The 18364-nt window shown below is 51.1% G+C and carries 14 protein-coding genes; all 14 read left to right on the top strand.

Going from position 1 to position 18364, the window contains the following annotated elements:
- The first annotated feature begins 83 nt into the window (after positions 1-83).
- The 14 genes from liaF to MHI42_RS10585 all read left to right on the top strand — a co-directional run bounded on the left by liaF (position 84) and on the right by MHI42_RS10585 (position 18295).
- On the top strand, positions 84-1169 hold the full coding sequence (gene liaF, locus MHI42_RS10650) for a cell wall-active antibiotics response protein LiaF (protein WP_340988279.1): 1086 nt from the start codon (positions 84-86) through the stop codon (positions 1167-1169).
- Positions 1170-2240, top strand: a complete 1071-nt coding sequence (locus MHI42_RS10645) for a sensor histidine kinase (protein ID WP_039303347.1) — start codon at positions 1170-1172, stop codon at positions 2238-2240.
- Positions 2237-2890 (top strand): response regulator transcription factor, encoded by a 654-nt coding sequence (locus MHI42_RS10640; protein ID WP_039303350.1) that lies wholly within the window; start codon positions 2237-2239, stop codon positions 2888-2890. The genes MHI42_RS10645 and MHI42_RS10640 overlap by 4 nt, the downstream gene beginning before the upstream one ends.
- 461 nt (positions 2891-3351) lie before the next feature.
- On the top strand, positions 3352-5043 hold the full coding sequence (locus tag MHI42_RS10635; protein WP_171718925.1) for a trypsin-like peptidase domain-containing protein: 1692 nt from the start codon (positions 3352-3354) through the stop codon (positions 5041-5043).
- Between the two features lie 128 nt (positions 5044-5171).
- Positions 5172-5858 (top strand): response regulator transcription factor, encoded by a 687-nt coding sequence (locus MHI42_RS10630; RefSeq protein ID WP_042135165.1) that lies wholly within the window; start codon positions 5172-5174, stop codon positions 5856-5858.
- Between the two features lies 1 nt (position 5859).
- Positions 5860-7311: a HAMP domain-containing sensor histidine kinase gene (locus MHI42_RS10625; RefSeq protein ID WP_342423742.1), complete on the top strand. Its 1452-nt coding sequence runs from the start codon at positions 5860-5862 to the stop codon at positions 7309-7311.
- 56 nt (positions 7312-7367) lie between these two features.
- On the top strand, positions 7368-8324 hold the full coding sequence (locus MHI42_RS10620; protein WP_342423741.1) for a 4-hydroxy-3-methylbut-2-enyl diphosphate reductase: 957 nt from the start codon (positions 7368-7370) through the stop codon (positions 8322-8324).
- Positions 8325-8568: 244 nt separating this feature from the next.
- Positions 8569-9615 carry a 3-deoxy-7-phosphoheptulonate synthase gene (gene aroF, locus MHI42_RS10615; RefSeq protein WP_039303367.1) on the top strand — a complete coding sequence of 349 codons (1047 nt, stop codon included), beginning with the start codon at positions 8569-8571 and terminating at the stop codon, positions 9613-9615.
- 282 nt (positions 9616-9897) lie between these two features.
- Positions 9898-11322: a type I glutamate--ammonia ligase gene (gene glnA / locus MHI42_RS10610; RefSeq protein ID WP_042135170.1), complete on the top strand. Its 1425-nt coding sequence runs from the start codon at positions 9898-9900 to the stop codon at positions 11320-11322.
- Positions 11323-12171: 849 nt separating this feature from the next.
- Complete coding sequence (locus MHI42_RS10605; protein ID WP_342423740.1) at positions 12172-14916, top strand: cellobiose phosphorylase; 2745 nt, start codon at positions 12172-12174, stop codon at positions 14914-14916.
- Positions 14917-15157: 241 nt separating this feature from the next.
- Positions 15158-16042, top strand: a complete 885-nt coding sequence (locus MHI42_RS10600) for a hypothetical protein (protein WP_342423739.1) — start codon at positions 15158-15160, stop codon at positions 16040-16042.
- A gap of 107 nt (positions 16043-16149) precedes the next feature.
- Entirely contained in the window at positions 16150-17241 is a 1092-nt protein-coding gene (gene serC / locus MHI42_RS10595; RefSeq protein WP_171718992.1) for a 3-phosphoserine/phosphohydroxythreonine transaminase, read from the top strand.
- A 159-nt stretch (positions 17242-17400) separates the two neighbouring features.
- Positions 17401-17865 carry a tRNA (uridine(34)/cytosine(34)/5-carboxymethylaminomethyluridine(34)-2'-O)-methyltransferase TrmL gene (gene trmL, locus MHI42_RS10590; RefSeq protein WP_039303379.1) on the top strand — a complete coding sequence of 155 codons (465 nt, stop codon included), beginning with the start codon at positions 17401-17403 and terminating at the stop codon, positions 17863-17865.
- 175 nt (positions 17866-18040) lie between these two features.
- Complete coding sequence (locus tag MHI42_RS10585) at positions 18041-18295, top strand: AbrB/MazE/SpoVT family DNA-binding domain-containing protein (protein WP_039303382.1); 255 nt, start codon at positions 18041-18043, stop codon at positions 18293-18295.
- Positions 18296-18364 lie beyond the last annotated feature (69 nt).

Raw genomic sequence — 18364 nt, 5'->3', positions numbered from 1 at the left:
GTTCCCCGCAGCTTTCTTCCTGTAGACTAGGACTATAAGCGTGAAGAAGCAAGAGTTACACTAACTACTGGGGGGAATGACATATGAAACGACGGTTCACCAGCCAGGTGCTCGGCGGACTGATCCTTATCGGTCTCGGAGGCCTGTTCCTGCTGAGACAGATGGGCTACACTGATTTCAGCCTGGGCTCAATGATATCTACGTATTGGCCGGTTATTCTGATTATATTAGGGGTTAAACGCTTTTTGTCCCCGGACGATGAGCATTCGAGATTCTCTGCGACACTTGGCGGATTTTTCTTTCTGGCCATCGGCGTGTTTTTCCTGGGACGGAATTTAGAATGGTTTGACTTCTCGGCAGGCGATTTCTTCAAAATGCTGATCCCGGTTATGCTGATCGGCGGCGGTTTAGCTGTTATTTTCAAGCCGCGGGGGACAACGCCGCCGGTTCCTCCGGCACCGCCGGCACCACCAAATTTCTATCCGCCCGGACCGGGCAAAAGCCCGCTGGATGCGAAGCCTCCTGCACCGCTGGAATCGACGCTCGATGAGCAGTTTGAGCAGAAGTTCGGCAAGTCTGCCGGTGCCGGCGGGCGGGACTGGAATGATTATCTGCACAAAGACACTGAGGATGAAGACGGAGAACAGGGAGTATCCTCCTCTTCGGCGGATGCCCGGTGGCAGGAGAAGCAGGAACGCCATGAACGCAGACGCCAGGAGCGCCAGGAACGCCATGCCCGCCGCCACGGCGAATGGCATGAGGAGTTTCAGGATTCCGGGCAGGACAAAGAAACGACGAACCGCTCGGCTTTTATCGGCGATGTCCATATGGGCCGTGAGCATTTCCAGCTAAAACAAACCAACATTTCGCAGTTTATCGGGGATACAGTGCTGGATCTGACCAATGCGCAAATTCCTTACGGTGAGACCAAGATCAACATTTCCGCTTTTGTCGGTGATATTAAGGTTTATATTCCGGATGATATGAATCTTGGTGTATCGGTTAACGGCAGCTCGTTCATTGGTGATATGCAGGTGCTTGAGCAGTCGCGCAGCGGATTCATGAGCAATGTGCAGTGCAAGACGCCTTATTATAAGGAGGCAGGTAAAAAAGTCCGCATTAACGTCAGCTGCTTCATCGGTGACATTAAAGTCAAAACGGTGGGCTAAATGGGGACGATCTTCAGCAATACCAAGTGGATGCTGCTGGTGTATTTCCTGCTTAGCGGCGGAGTAACTGCCGGACTGATGTATGCCGGGACATGCCTGGGCTATATCCGGGTGGTGGATACCAGCATGTGGCTGTACCTGTGTCTGGGCATTGTGCTCTTCACCGTGACTATCGGCTATATTGCCGGACAGCGGATTCAGCGGCGGATCGACCATCTGGACCTGAATATGCTGCAGGTGGCCAAAGGCAATCTGTCCGTACGGATGCCGGAGAGCGAAGACCAGTCTTTTGCCCGGGTATATCACGAATTCAATATTATGATGGATACTGTAGAGAAGAAGATGAAGCTCCTGCAGCAGCTGGGTGAACAGGAAGTCATTGAGAAGGAAAAGGCGGCGGAGAGCGCGGTACTGGAAGAGCGGAGGCGTATGGCCCGGGATCTGCATGATACGGTGAGCCAGCAGCTTTTTGCGATTCACATGTCCGCTTCTTCGCTGCCTAAAGTGCTTGAACGGAGCGCAGAGCATGGGCAGACGGTCATGGACCAGCTGATCAGCATGTCCCAGATGGCGCAGAAGCAAATGAGGGCATTGATCGCGCAGCTGCGTCCGGTGGAGCTGGAGGGGCGCAATCTGTTCGAGGCGCTGGAGAAATGGTTCCCGGATTACTGCCGCCAGAACGGGCTCAAGGGAGTAAAGGAGCTTGAACTGCAGGGTGAGCTGTCCGAGGCGATTGAACATCAGCTGTTCCTGATTATTCAGGAGTCGATGGCGAACATCGTGAAGCATGCCGGAGCACGGGTAGTCAGCCTGTCGCTGCGCGAGGTGCCGCGCCAGGTTGTGCTGAGCATCAGCGATGACGGTCAGGGCTTCGAGCAGGTGCAGCATAAACAGGGCTCCTATGGACTTACCACCATGCGCGAGCGTGCCGAGAAGCTCGGCGGCCAGGTAGAGATTATCAGCCGCAAGGGGGCGGGAACGACGATCCGCGTACATATACCAAAGTTTGTGCAGGGCATCCCGGAGCCGGTTGATGCCGAATCTGAGCCTGATAGGGGGAGTACAGAATGAGTCTCATTAAAGTGCTGCTGGTGGATGATCATGATATGGTGCGGATGGGTCTCAAAACTTATCTGATGCTTGATCCGATGTTTGAAGTTATAGGTGAGGCAGAGAACGGGCATAAGGCGCTTGGCATGCTGCGTGAACTGGGGCATGAGGCCCTGCCGGATCTGGTGCTGATGGATTTGATGATGCCGGTCATGAACGGGGCGGAGACAACGCGCGCAGTGCTGGCCGAATTTCCGGGTCTCAAAATTGTCATCCTCACCAGCTTCCTGGAGGATGATCTTGTTGTAGACGCGATCGAGGCAGGGGCGGTCAGCTATGTCCTCAAAACCGTCTCGGCAGAGGAACTGATCTACGCGCTGCAAGGCGCGTACCGCGGCATGCCGGTGATGACCGGCGATGTCTCGCAGGCACTGACCCGCGGCATCCGCCAGCGTACCGTACAGGGCGACTCTTCCGGCTTGACCGAGCGGGAGAAGGAAGTGCTGCTGCTGATCGCTGAGGGCAAAACCAATAAAGATATCGGCGAGGAGCTGCATATCAGCATCAAGACGGTGAAGACGCATGTCAGCAACCTGCTGATGAAGTGTGAGCTGGATGACCGCACCCAGCTGGCTATCTACGCCCACCGTAAGGGCTGGGCGCAGAGTTAGCTCCTTCAGCCCAGTGAATCCTGCACAGAATACAACATTTTCCTCTATATATTATCTATAATCGAAAATTGTTGTACGAAAGGCAGCATTCCACCTCGTTCAAGCGGCTAAACGGGGCAATTCTTGTATTTCGTACAACAATTCTCCTTAACACCCCTGTTATCTAGGAGCAAAGTTGCAATATGTACAACATTCATGCCTATTGTACGTATGCGTATAAGCGGTAACCTGCAATACCCCGGCGCTATAGCGCCGGGGTATTTACTTGTCCTCTACGTCCACCAATTGCCTCAACAACCGTATTTCCTGCGGTTCTCCCTCATATTCTCTTTTAATTGTTCATATCTTTTATCTCCGCTTAAATTGTTTTTAATGTGACCTTAAGGTTTAAAGTACAAAATAAGAACAAGAAAACAAATAACACTTTGCCGGATGCGGCAAAGCGCGGGAGGAAAGAAAACATGGACGATAACAAAAACAATTACAATCGTGAGAACAACTTCAATCGTGATAATGAACCGGGACCGCAGCGGGAATGGGACAGTAATGATAGCAGTAACTTTAACAACAATGGCAATAACAACAGTAACAGTAATTCATCAACCGAAGCAGGCTCTTCCTACTACTATTCTTATGGGCCGTTCAAATCCTTGAACAATGATGAGATGAATGGTGAAGATCCGCAGCATTACAACCGCCGGGAGCCGGAACGTGTAGAGATTTCACCTCCGCAGCCGGTCAAGTCTTTACCTTACAGCACTTCGCTCCGCACAACCGGATATGACGGAAATGGCGGAAATGGCGGACGCGGCGGTAACCCCCCTGAGGGAAGTAACGGCTGGCAGTATAACCGTAAGCCGAAGAAGCCGGTCAAGGCGGTACTTATCTCTTTTCTTGCCGGAATGATTGTATTATCGGGTTCGATGTTCATGGCGGACCGGGGCAACTGGTTCACAGGCGATCAGGCAGTTACAGCAGCCGTTACGAATACAGCAGCTAAGACAGCGAACGGAAGTGCTACCATTACGCCTTCCACTTCCACAGCAGCACTGGTTACCGGATCGGGTGATGTATCCAGCGTAGTGGATGGGGTGGGGCCGGCAGTTGTCAAAATTGAGACGCTGGTTAAATCAAGCAGCAGAAGCAGCAGTAATCCGAATATGAGCGATCCGTTCTCCCAGTTCTTCTTCGGTGATCAGTTCGGTGGCAGCGGATCTTCCGGCTCCAATTCAGAATCCCAGCCGGAATCCAACAATTCGGATTCATCCCAGCTTACTCCTTATGGAATCGGCACAGGCTTCATTTATAATTCAGACGGTTATATTCTGACCAACCAGCATGTGGTGGATAATGCAGATGTCATTCAGGTTACGGTTGACGGCAATACCAAACCTTATGAAGCGAAATTGCTCGGCTCCAGCAAAGATCTGGACTTGGCCGTGCTCAAAATTGAAGGAACGGACTTCCCTACAGTGGCGCTCGGTGATTCTGACAGCATTAAGGTAGGTTCAGAAGTCGTAGCGATTGGTAACCCGCAGGGCTTTGACCACACGGTTACAGCAGGTGTACTGAGTGCCAAGGGCCGCAGTATTGATATTAATGAAGAAGACGGAAGCGGCACACGCAATTACAAGAACCTGCTGCAGACGGATGCTTCAATTAATCCCGGGAACTCGGGCGGACCGCTGCTTAACATGAATGGTCAGGTCATTGGGATGAATGTGGCGGTTAGCACAGACTCCCAGGGTATCGGTTTTGCTATCGCGGTCAATACCATTAAAGAAGTTGTAGAGAAACTGGAAGCCAACCAGGAAATTCCGAAGGAACCGGTACCATTCATCGGCGCTTCGCTGATGACCATTACCGATGAAGTCGCTAAGCAAATGGGCACTGACCTCAAAGAAGGCTCCGTAGTCGCCGAGATTGTCTTCAAATCTCCAGCGTATACCGCCGACCTCCGCCCATACGATATCATCACAGGTGTGAACGGTACGAACTATGCCACCAGCCAGGATCTGATTACCTACATCCAGACGCTCAAAGTTGGCGATCAGGTGACACTGAATGTGGTTCGTGACGGTAAGAAGCTGGACCTTCCGGTAACGATCGGCAACAAAAATGATTTTGACACGACTCAAACTCAGAAGCAATAAACACACCGGACGGTGAGCAGCACAGCGGAAGGGGAGACCCTTCCGTTTTTGCTGCATAGGCTGCGGATGCGGATAAACGTATTCATGATACAATATAGATATATGAACTGAACAATGGGGGCTGCTTGATGCGACCGAATATTTTAATTATTGATGACGATGAGAAAATTATATCCATGCTGCGCCGCGGGCTTGCCTTTGAAGGGTATGATGTCAAAACAGCCGCTAACGGGGCAGATGGGCTGCGTGCTGTTCTGAACAGTGATCCGGATGTGGTTATCCTGGATGTAATGATGCCGCAAGTGGACGGGTTCGAGGTCTGCCGCCGTCTGCGTGAGGGCGGAAGCAGTGTTCCGGTACTTATGCTGACGGCCAAGGACGAGATTGAACACCGGGTCAAAGGGCTCGATCTGGGTGCAGACGATTACCTGGTGAAGCCGTTTGCTCTGGAGGAGCTGCTTGCCCGGGTACGGGCACTGCTCCGGCGCAAAAGTGAGCAGGGCGGAGGCTCGGACCAGGCGGTTTCCTATGAGGATATCACACTGGATGTAGATTCGCGTGAAGTGACGCGTGCAGGCAAACGTCTGGAGCTGACGGCGAAGGAATTCGAACTGCTGCATCTGTTCATGCAGAACCCGAAGCGGGTGCTGTCCCGTGATCTGATCATGGACAAGATCTGGGGTTACGATTACAGCGGTGAATCCAACGTGCTGGAGGTATACATCGCAATGCTGCGCCAGAAGACGGAAGAGCATGGCGGCAAAAGGCTGATTCAAACGATCCGGGGAGCCGGCTACATCCTAAGAGGTGACTAATATGTCTATACGTTTGCGGCTGACTGCCTGGTATTCAGGGATTCTGGCCATTATGCTGCTGGCCCTGTCCGCGTTAATCTACGGGTTTGTCTATATTAATACGTACGGTGACTTGAAGGACCGGCTTAAGAATCAGGCCAATCAGATCGAACTGCAGCCGGTTACTTATTATGACGGATCTTCGAATCTGTATGTGGGCGGAAGTCTTGAAGGCCAGAACTTATTTGCACAGTTGTATATATACGACATTTCCCGGATTGTTCCCAACAATAACATGAAGACGTTTGATCTGCGGTTTAATATTCCGGAACAAGCCGCTATAGTCAGCCAACAGGGCTTTGTTAGAGAGAGCTACAAAGGAAATTCTTTCTTAATCTATCAGCGGGCTGTTGATATTCCGGGGTATGAAGGCAATCCTGCCGCAGTCCTGCAAATGGCCGCGTATACAGGTGAGCAGGACCGGCTGATGCTGAGACTGAAGAATATCCTGCTCGTTGGTTCTTTTGCGACTCTGATCGCTGCCTTCACCTTCGGGCTCTTCCTCGCCCGCAAAGCAATGAGTCCGATTGGCAAGGTTATTGAGGCGGCAAACGGGATACAGACCGGGACGGATTTGAGCTCGCGCATTGAATACGACGGGCCGCAGGATGAGATCGGCCGGCTGATCGATACGGTCAACAACATGCTTGGGCGGATGGAGGGCTTCTATACAGGGCTGGAGGAGGCTTATGCCACTCAGCGCCGCTTTGTATCCGATGCTTCGCATGAACTCCGGACACCGCTTACAACGATACGGGGCAACATAGATCTGCTGCAGAAGATCTGGGAGATGGAGCCGGATGACAGCCGGATGACCGAGGCGGAAATCCGCCAGCTCTCCATTGAATCGGTGAAGGATATTGCTGATGAATCCAAGCGTATGAGCCGGCTGGTGGCGGATATGCTCTCTCTGGCCAGAGCGGATACAGGCCGGACCTTTGATATAGAGCCGGTAGCGCTGGAGCCGATGATGACCGAAGTCGCACGCCGTGCTTCCTTCCTGCCGCGTCAGGCGGAGTGGTCTGTGGGCGAAATGGGCCAGTTGAACGGCAAATATATTCTTGGCAATAAGGACTATCTGCAGCAGATGCTGTTCATCTTCATTGATAATGCCTTTAAATACACACCTGCGGGTGAGGTTACGCTGGATGCCGTCTTTTATCAGAACCAGGTGGGAATCCGTATCTCGGATACCGGAATCGGGATGGACAAGGACGAAGTGCCGCATATCTTTGACCGTTTCTACCGTGCGGATGAATCCAGAGGGATTACCGAAGGGATCGGTCTGGGGCTGTCCATCGCCAAATGGATAATTGATGAGCACGGCGGTTCTGTAGAGGTGGTCACACGGCAGGGTGAAGGGACGACTTTTGTGATCTGGATGCCGCTTCTCTTTGCCCCGCCGCTGGAATAGGGTATAATTAAACGGTTCCTATTACAGCAGTCATTGACAGCAGAAAGCGGTGAATCATGGAAGTCATCAAAATTTCTCCCCGGGGCTATTGCTACGGCGTCGTCGATGCTATGGTAATGGCACGGCAGGCCGCACAAAATCTTGATTTGCCACGGCCGATTTATATATTGGGCATGATTGTGCATAACAGCCATGTCACGAACTCCTTTGAGGATGACGGAATCATTACGCTGGACGGGCATAACCGTCTGGATATTTTGGATAAAATAGAAAGCGGGACGGTTATTTTCACTGCTCATGGTGTGTCGCCCGAGGTACGCAAGATAGCACGGGCCAAAGGGTTAACTACAGTCGATGCCACTTGTCCCGATGTAACAAAGACTCATGACCTCATCAAGGAAAAGGTTGAAGAGGGCTACGAGGTTATCTACATCGGCAAGAAAGGTCATCCTGAGCCGGAAGGTGCGGTGGGGATTGCCCCTGAACATGTCCATCTGATTGAGAAGGAAGATGATATTGCCGGTCTCTCGGTCCCTTCCTCGCGTATTGTAATTACGAATCAGACCACCATGAGCCAGTGGGATATTAAGCATATTATGAAAAAGCTGCTGGAGACCTTCCCGGGAGCCGAGGTCCATAATGAGATCTGTATGGCGACCCAGGTCCGCCAGGAAGCGGTAGCGGAGCAGGCAGGCCAGTGTGAGCTGGTCATTGTTGTCGGTGATCCGCGCAGTAATAACTCTAACCGACTGGCACAGGTGTCGGAGGAAATTGCCGGCGTACCGGCTCACCGGATCTCAGATGTATCTGAACTGAATAGGGATTGGCTGAAGGGGATTACCAAGGTAGGGGTAACCTCAGGTGCGTCTACGCCAACACCGATTACCAAGGAAGTTATCAATTATCTGGAGCAGTATGACGAAGCGAACCCTGATACGTGGGAGATCAAGCGTACGGTGAATATGGCGAAGCTTCTGCCGCCTGTGAAGAACAAGAGTACGAGTGCTACCTGACTTGATAGCAAAAATGAACTTTTAGAATAGGTATAGCGGCAGTGCGGCCTGTATTCAGGTGTGCTGCCGTTTTTTCGTCCCCCGGCGGTTTTGTTATATATACTATTGGGGTTGACTGGAACAGAAACTTGCGGTAAAATCTCTTTAGTGCTTAAAAGCGTACACGCGTCGTAGCGAGATAGTATCAAATTTGATTGATTATACCCGTTTATAAGAATAAGTGTCCAAAAAGGGGAGCTATAATATGATCGTTATTACATCCAACCAAACACCGCAGGATCAGGTAAATGATATTATTGCCGTAATTGAAAAAGAAGGCTTGCAGGTACATCTCTCAAGGGGAGCAGATCATACTGTAATCGGTCTTGTCGGCGGCGTGACGCCGAAGCTGGCCGAGCATCTGCGCCAGATGAAGGGCGTCGAGAACGTCGTGAAGATTACCAAGTCTTATAAGCTGGCAAGCCGTGATTTCCATCCGGAGGATACGGTTATCGATATCCGCGGGGTGAAGATCGGCGGAGAGAATCTCGTTATTATGGGCGGTCCTTGTGCCGTGGAATCCCCGGAGCAGATTGATGAAATCGCACGGCTGGTTAAAGCTTCCGGCGGCCAGGTGCTGCGCGGCGGAGCTTTCAAGCCGCGTACCGGACCTTACAGCTTCCAGGGTGTAGGCGTGGAAGGTCTTACGATGATGGCTGAAGCCGGCAAGCGCCACGGCCTGCTGACCATCACGGAAGTGATGACGCCGGAGTATGTGGATATCTGTGCGGAGCATGCGGATATTCTGCAGGTAGGCACACGTAACATGCAGAACTTTGACCTGCTGCGCAAGCTGGGAACCTGCGGGCGTCCTGTCCTGCTGAAACGCGGTTTCAGTGCGACTTACGATGAGCTGCTGAACGCAGCGGAATACATTCTCGCCGGGGGCAACCGTGATGTTATGTTATGTGAGCGCGGAATCCGGACTTTTGAAACCTACACACGCAATACGCTGGATCTATCAGCTATTCCTGTGCTGCAGAACCTCAGCCATCTGCCGGTGATTTCCGATCCAAGCCATGGAACTGGACGCCGTGAGCTGGTTGCGCCTATGGCCAAGGCTTCGGTTGCTGCCGGAGCCAATGGTCTGATCATCGAGATGCATACCGACCCTGATAATTCCATGACAGGTGACGGAGTACAGTCTCTGTTCCCGGAACAGTTCGACAGCCTGCTTAGAGATCTTGAGAAGCTGGCGCCGCTTGTCGGACGCAAGTTCTCTCCTTCACTGGAAGCAGCCCCGGTAGTTTAAACTTCTGAGTGCGAATTAGCTTCTTACAGGCTCTCTTCTCCCGCTTTGGGCGGAGGAAGGGGGCTATTTTTATTGAATATGGGACAAAGGTGACATGGGAATCGGATGAACTGAGTTTTTTCACCAAAGCGTCAGAATATCTTACATTGTCGTAAGAAATACCTGACATAAGCATTGACGATGTTAGGTTTGAGATTTATAATGACGACAGCAAAAAAATAAAAACAAGAACATTTGATACTGTGAGCGGCCTAATGTTCGGAACTTGGGGAGGAATAAAGCATGTCGGTTGAAAAAGTATTGCAGACGATCAAGGAGAACAATATCGAATGGGTGGATTTCCGGTTTGTAGATTTGGGTGGACGTGCTCACCACATCTCACTGCCAGCATCCGCAGTTGAAGAAGAAACATTTGAGAATGGTGTAGCATTTGATGGTTCTTCCATTACAGGGTTCCGGGGTATTGAAGAGTCGGACATGGTAATGATGCCTGATCCAAGCACTACATACATCGATCCTTTTACAGCTCACCCAACGCTTAACATCATGTGTGATATTTTCACACCGGATGGCGAACGTTACGAGCGTGACCCGCGCGGTATCGCTGTGAAGGCTGAAGAGTTCCTGCAATCGAGCGGTGTAGGTACAGCGGCATTCTTCGCACCTGAGTCTGAATTCTTCATCTTCGACGATGTTCGTTATGAGAGCGGAATGAACAGCTCTTCCTACTTCGTTGATTCCGAAGAAGCAGCTTGGAACACTGGCCGTAAAGACGAAGGCGGCAACCTGGCATTCAAAGTTGGCGTTAAAGGCGGATACGTGCCTGTAGCTCCAGTGGATTCCCAACAGGATATCCGCAGTGAAATGTGCCGTTTGCTTGCTGAAGCAGGCCTTGAAATCGAACGCCATCACCATGAAGTGGCGACTGCAGGCCAGGCGGAAATCAACTTCCGTTTTGACACCCTCAAGAAAACAGCTGACAATCTCCTGACTTACAAATACATTGTGCAGAACACTGCACGTCAATACGGCAAGGTAGCAACCTTCATGCCAAAACCGCTGTTCGGTGATAACGGTAGCGGTATGCACGTTCACCAGTCGATCTTCAACGGCAGCGAGCCATTGTTCTACGAAAAAGGCTCTTATGCTAACCTGAGTGAATTGGCTCTGCACTACATCGGCGGTATCCTGTATCATGCTCCTGCATTGATCGCGCTGACTAACCCAAGCACCAACTCGTTCAAACGTCTGGTTCCTGGTTATGAAGCACCAGTTAACCTTGTTTACTCCAAGGGTAACCGTTCCGCTGCTGTCCGTATCCCGGTAGCTGCTGTAACACCTAAGGGCTGTCGTATCGAATTCCGTACACCTGACTCCACGGCCAACCCTTACCTGGCATTCTCCGCAATGCTGATGGCGGGACTGGACGGAATCAAGAAGAAGATCAACCCTGAAGAAATGGGTTACGGTCCACTGGACAAGAACATCTACGAATTGTCTGATGCAGACAAAGAGAAGATCCGCAGCGTTCCAGGTACACTGGACGAAGCACTTGACGCTCTGGAAGCTGACTACGAATTCCTTACAGAAGGCGGCGTATTCACTAAGGACTTCATCGATAACTACATCGCTCTGAAACGTTCTGAAGCTCAAGCCGTTGCGATTCGTGTTCATCCGCATGAATACTCCCTGTACTTTGATGTATAAGATAAGTTAATTTGAATAGAGCTTGATGAAGAAGCCTCCGGGATCATTTGATTCCGGGGGCTTTTTCTGTTGTGTTCTGGACACCAAAGCTGTACCTGTCCCGCCTCCTGGTTGTGCCAGGCTATTCTGTAGCTGGACGGGGAGTAACTGTTATTGCCACAAGTAGATTGTAGGGTAGCGGCATTGGCAGAAACGGGGCGGTTACAAAGGCTGGGTAGCTAATCGTGCCGGGACGGAGGAACATCAGTAACTTCACGCGGACTGAGAGGGCGCTATTTCGTCAAAAAAAACCATAACGGGGTCTAAACGGACTGAGATTCCGTTATGTTGTTCATTCGAGCCCGAAATGAGGGGGAGATGCTCATTTAAAGGAATCTGAGTCCGCTTGGCTAAAAAATAAGCCGAATTGGATCAAATAACGGATTCTCAGTCCGACTCTCTAACTTAGGGAGCGTGGAGAGTCCAGTCCGGCATGCTTATGAGTAGTCGTGATTTCGTGATTTTTCGTGTTATTTAATAGAATATATTCTATTAAATCTCAACTTGATCATATATAACGTTTACATTTCATGTGTATTTCAGATGTGTGAAATTTCAGGCTTGTTTTGTACTATGTTTAAGTCAGATTTATATAGAATATAAGACTGATAACGAAAGTGGTTTCGTCACGGATGAAATACACATAAAGGCCGTAATATCAGCTTTTATAGTAACAATTTTGCACATTATAGAACATGAAAAAAACCTTTACAAAGATTTATAACGATGCAATAATGAAAAACGAAACCGATTTCGGAAAGTTCCATTAAAAATGCAATCTATCTTTGTAGTAGAGAGAGGATGAATACAGTGAATCACGATCACAAGATAAAATCAGGCTGGAGCTTCACCGGCAATAATGGGGATTTCAGGCTGGAGCAGCCGGACCGGAGCAGTTTTTTGTATTTTCCGCTGGTGAATGAGGGGGGCATGATGTCCTCGGTCAGCCCGAAGCTGCATGGTCAGGTGACTTCAGGTCATAATACATTCCTTACTCCGCCGCTCTCTGTGGAGGATCTGCACAATTCCCGCGCTTCCCGCAATTTCTGGGTATATATCGAAGGACAAGGCGCATGGTCAGCTACGGGAGACTCCGCCCGGCAGAATGCCGCGGTATATGGCGAGGGTGCTGATGAATCTCTGCTGGAAGCCGGACTGTTATGGCATAAAGTGACCCGGGGCAATAAGGAGCTGGGGGTAGGAGCACAGATCACGAGCTTCGTACCCTGCGGTAATGACAAAGTAGAGCTGATGAAGGTTGTGCTGACAAACAGCGGCACGAAGGAGCTCACGCTGACTCCGACGGCTGCCATTCCGCTGTATGCGCGCTCTGCAGATGATCTGCGGGATCACCGTCATGTTACTTCGCTGCTGAACCGGACTTATACATCCGCTTACGGAGTGGAGGTACAGCCGGCACTTTCCTTCGACGAACGCGGGCACCGGGTAAATCATACCTCTTACGGGGTATTTGGTGCTGCGGAAGGCGGAGCACAGCCGGTTGGCTTCTTCCCGGTGCAGGAGGAGTTCATCGGTGAAGGCGGAAGCCTGGACTGGCCGGAAGCGGTGGTACGCAATCTGGCTCCGGAGATTGGTGAAGGGGGCGGAATACACAAGGAAGGGTATGAAGCGCTTGGCGGACTGCGTTTTGCCGAGATTACACTAGCTCCAGGACAGAGCCATTCCTATGTAGTTGTACTTGCGATTGAGAATGACAGAATCGGCGTGCCGGCTTTGATGGCCAAGTATGGCTCAACCGCTGCTTTTGATGCGCTACTGGAGGAGAATAAGACCTTCTGGGCAGAAAAAGTGAATACGGTAGAGTTCCATACGGGAGATCATGCCGCTGATGAATGGATGAAATGGGTAACTCTGCAGCCCGTGCTGCGCAGACTGTACGGCAACTCCTTCCTGCCTTATCATGACTATGGAAGAGGCGGCCGCGGCTGGCGTGATCTCTGGCAGGACTGTCTCGCTCTGCTGATCATGGAGCCTGCTGATGTGCGCAGCCTGCTGCTGAACAATTATGCCGGTGTCAGAATCGACGGCAGTAATGCAACGATCATCGGGCAGCAGCCTGGTGAATTCATAGCGGACCGTAATAATATTCCCCGCGTCTGGATGGATCACGGTGCATGGCCGTTCCTAACCACGATGCTGTATCTTGATCAGAGCGGTGATCTCGACTTCCTGCTGCAGGAGCAGACCTATTTCCGGGATTCCTTCATGAGCCGCTGCAAGGAACGCGATACGTCCTGGGAGCCTGGAGCCGGCAGCAGCCTGCGGACTGCAGCAGGTGAAGTGTATACAGGCACCATTCTGGAGCATATCCTGCTGCAGAACCTGGTTCCATTCTTCAATGTGGGTGAGCATAACAATATTTTGCTTGAAGGCGCAGACTGGAATGACGGCCTGGATATGGCCGCCCAGCGGGGTGAGAGTGTAACCTTCACCGCTTTCTATGCCAGCAATCTGCTGGATCTCTCCCGGCTGCTGATCACGCTTAAGGAACGTACCGGTGGAGACACCCTGGAGCTCGCGGAAGAAATGAAGCTGCTGCTGGATTCGCTTGGCGAATCTATTGATTATGAATCTATCCCTGCCAAACACGGGCTGCTGGACCGCTACTATGCCGCAGCACCGAATAAGGTTAGCGGAATCCGTACCCAGCTGAAGCTGGAGCAGGTTGCAGCAGATCTGGCCCGCAAAGCGGAATGGATCTTCGATCACCTGCGCCGCAATGAATGGGTAACAAGCGGGCATGGCGACGGCTGGTTCAACGGCTATTACAATAATGACGGGGAACGTGTGGAGGGTGAGTTCGCTGAAGGTACCCGCATGACGCTGACCGGGCAGGTCTTCCCGCTGCTGGGTCATGCTGCTGCACCGGAGCAGATTGCAAGCATTGTCTCGGCGGTGGAGCGCAATCTGTTCGATGACAAAATCGGCTACCGGCTGAACAGCAACTTCGGCGGTATTCAGCAGAATCTGGGCCGTGCGTTCGGCTTCGCCTTTGGCCACAAAGAGAATGGAGCTATGTTCAGCCACATGACTGTAATGTACGGCAACGCGCTGTATAAACGCGGATTTGTCAAAGAAGGCCGTAAAGTACTCGATTCGCTGTACAGCCTGAGCGCGGACTTTGAAGTCAGCCGGATGTACCCCGGTATCCCGGAATATATCAACGAGCAGGGCAGAGGGATGTATACGTATCTGACCGGTTCGGCAAGCTGGATGCTGCTGACGATGGTCACAGAGGTATTTGGTGTCAAAGGCAAGCTGGGCGATCTGCTGCTGCAGCCGAAGCTGGTTAAAGAACAGTTTGATGCCGAAGGCCGTGCTTCTATCAAAACTATCTTTGCCGGACGCGAGCTGAAAGTCGTCTATACGGCTTCAGGAAGCGCTGAATACGGAGAGTACCAAATACATGCTGTGAAGCTGAGCGGGGCTGAGGTAACGCTTCAGCGCGTCTCAGAAGGGGCTGTGATCTCGCGTAGCCTGCTGAGCGCCCTGCCTGAAGGCCAAGTCCATCTGCTGGAGGTTGAACTGGCGTAACGCCGGACGATAGGAATTTAAGACGCCTGCTCTGCCGGTCCGCCGGGAGCGGGCGTTTTCATATGAGATGCCCTATAAACAGTGCAGTAGCTGCGGACAAGAGCTTAACTTCAGGAAACCTGCAGGAAATTGCAGCCGGAAGCTTGTGTATTCCCCGTAGTAACGGGTAAGCTTAGAATCCATAGGTTAAGCATAGGTCGATCATAGGCCAAACATAGAAAGTAGAAAGGAAGGGCATTAAGTGGCACATATTCTATCAAACGGAATACTTACAGTGGAGATAGCAGAGCCGGGAGCATATAGCGGCACCCGGTTTGATTGGAGCGGTTTTATTACAGGAGTGACTCTGGAGCAGGGGGGGCATACCTTTTGTGTGCCGGAAAGTCTGGTTCCGGGACAGGGCAGCGGAGGCATAGGCCTGTGCAATGAGTTCGCCATTTCCCGGGCAATCGGCTATGAGGATGCCGCTGCCGGTGAGTGGTTCCCGAAGCCCGGGGTCGGGCTGCTGCAGAAGCAGAGCGATGAAGCATACGATTTTTTCGGGAAGTATCCGCTTATCCCCTTCACCATAAATCAAGAGCTCAGCAGGCATTCGGTCACTTACACCGTCCAGCCGATGGAATGCCGGGGCTACAGTATGCGGCTGACCAAGACGATTACGCTGAATGAGGACCGGCTGGATATTGCCTACGGGATTGAGAATCTAGGGGACAAGCCGCTGCGCATAGAGGAATATATTCATAACTTTGTCGGAATCAACGGCGCGGCTGTCGGCGGGGAATATGAGCTGAGGCTGCCGGGCACACTCCGTATTGCAGCGCCGGAATCCTCATATACGGACAATTTGCTGAGCCTGTCCGGTAACAGTCTTACATGGAAGGAAGCGCCGGACCGTCCCTTCTATTGCCGGCTGGAGGGCTGGGAGAACGCGGCGGCTGATCATTATTGGGAGCTCGTCCATAAGCCAAGCGGCGCCGGAATCCGGGAGAGCGGGGATTTCACGGCGGAACGGATCATTCTATGGGGGGAGAAACATGTAATTTCTCCCGAGGTTTTTATTGACATCACCATTTTACCGCGTCACAGCAAGGGTTGGAAGCGCAGCTATCAATTTTTTGCCTCCTGAAGCCTGCCCTAGCTTACCTCCTATGTGAATAATTATACTTGCTGCTGTTTAATGTTATCTGCTATCATAGCGATATCCATATTCATAGGAGAGAAAGGGTGGGAGTAATTTTGAGCAAGAGAGCATACAATTTTAATGCCGGACCGGCGGCACTGCCGCTTACAGTATTGGAACGTGCACAAGCGGAGTTTGTTGAATTCCGGGAGAGCGGAATGTCTATTATGGAGATGTCACACCGCGGAGCTATATACGAATCCGTGCATAATGAAGCTCAGGAACGCCTGCTTTCACTCCTCGGCAATCCGCAAGGCTACAAGGTATTGTTCATTCAAGGCGGAGCAAGCACACAGTTCGCTATGGTTCCGATGAACTTCATCTCTGCAGGCCAGGTCGGCAGCTATGTCATGACAGGAAGCTGGGCGGATAAGGCCCTGAAGGAAGCCAAGCTGGCTGGCGGCGGGCATGTTGCCGCATCCTCAGAGGATAAGAAGTTCCTGGCGATTCCGGAGCTTGGCAGCATCAAGGCTGCTGACAATGCCGCATATCTGCATGTTACTTCGAATGAAACGATTGAAGGGACACAATACGCAGAGTATCCGGATGCCGGTTCTATTCCGCTGATCGCAGATATGTCCAGTGACATTCTGAGCCGTTCCTTCGACATCAACAAATTCGGTCTGATCTATGCAGGTGCGCAAAAGAATCTGGGACCTTCGGGCGTCACTGTAGTGATCGCCAAGGAAGAGCTGATTTCCAGTTCTCCTGCGAATATTCCGACGATTCTGCGGTATGATACACATTATAAGAACAACTCTCTCTACAATACGCCGCCATCCTTCTCTGTATATATGGTTAATGAAGTGTTAAAATGGATTGAGGAACAGGGCGGGCTTGCCGGTACCGAAGCCAAGAACCGTGATAAAGCAGGTCTCCTCTATGACTATATCGACGGCAGTGACGGCTTCTACCGCGGAGTTGCGGAAGAAGGCAGCCGTTCCATTATGAATGTAACGTTCCGGATGCAATCGGAGGAGCTGGAGAAGCAGTTCATCAAAGCTTCCGAAGCGGAAGGATTCGTTGGCCTCAAAGGTCACCGCAGCGTTGGCGGCTTGCGTGCCTCCATCTATAATGCGGTTCCTCATGAGAGTGTTAAGGCACTTGCCGATTTCATGAAGCATTTCCAGCAAACTCAAGGTTAATGAAAGAACGCTCCTGACCTTCCGCCTGGCGGTGGAGGGTCTTCTTCTTGCCCGCAGCTCAGGATTTCCGGGGTCCGCCTGTACCTGGAGTCATCATCAAGAATTCATTACAGGGCCAAGTAAGTCTTTAGGACCCTACAGAGAGGAAGCATCCGAATTATGGCATTACACATTGTGCTCGTAGAACCGGAAATTCCGGCGAACACAGGCAATATTGCCCGCACCTGTGCGGCTACGGGAACCCATCTCCATCTCGTGCGTCCCCTCGGTTTCCGTACAGATGATGCAACACTGAAACGTGCCGGACTCGATTATTGGCATGCGGTAACCATTGAGTATCATGATTCCTTCAGTGAAGTACTTGAGAAGTATAAGGAGGGCCGCTTCTTCTACGCCACCACTAAGGCGGAGAAGCGTTATACGGATTTCACCTTTCAGGATGGTGATTTCTTTGTGTTCGGCAAGGAAACCAAGGGACTGCCCGCAGATATTCTGGAAGCCGGCAAGGAAACCAGAATGCGCATGCCGATGAGCGAAGCAGTAAGATCGCTTAATTTATCTAATTCTGCAGCGATTATTGTTTATGAAGCACTCCGGCAGATGGATTTCCCGCAACTTTTCTAAAAGTTGACATCAATTTTTATTTTTTTCAGCAGGATTCGACATTTTAGTAACGAAATAGTTAATTAGTGCCGAAATAAGTAGTATAGAACGTGAGCTTAAGAATGAGAGTTCTCATTCTTAAGTTTATCTTATGTAGCTACTAATTATCAGTTGAACAGGAGAGTGTAAGTTAGATATGAAACCTGCTGGCGTTGTACGTAAAGTAGATCAGCTGGGTAGAATTGTTCTGCCTAAGTCCCTGCGTAAAAGGTATTCAATGAATGAAGGCGACCCTGTAGAAATTCTGGTTCAGGGCGACCATATCATTCTGGAGCGTTACCGTCCGAAGTGTGTCTTTTGCGGAGGTATGGAAGGCGTAAGCGAATATAAAGACCGTTATATTTGTGCAAGCTGCCTTTCGGAAATGACTCAATTGCCAAGACACGCGTAAGTACAAACAGTATTACTATCTACATAGGAGAAGCGCTGAACGGCGTCCTGTAACAGGCTGCTGATTGGA

The sequence above is a fragment of the Paenibacillus sp. FSL E2-0178 genome (assembly GCF_038593005.1).
Taxonomy (GTDB): domain Bacteria; phylum Bacillota; class Bacilli; order Paenibacillales; family Paenibacillaceae; genus Paenibacillus_AQ; species Paenibacillus_AQ phytohabitans.
This window is presented reverse-complemented; position numbering and strand designations above follow the sequence as displayed.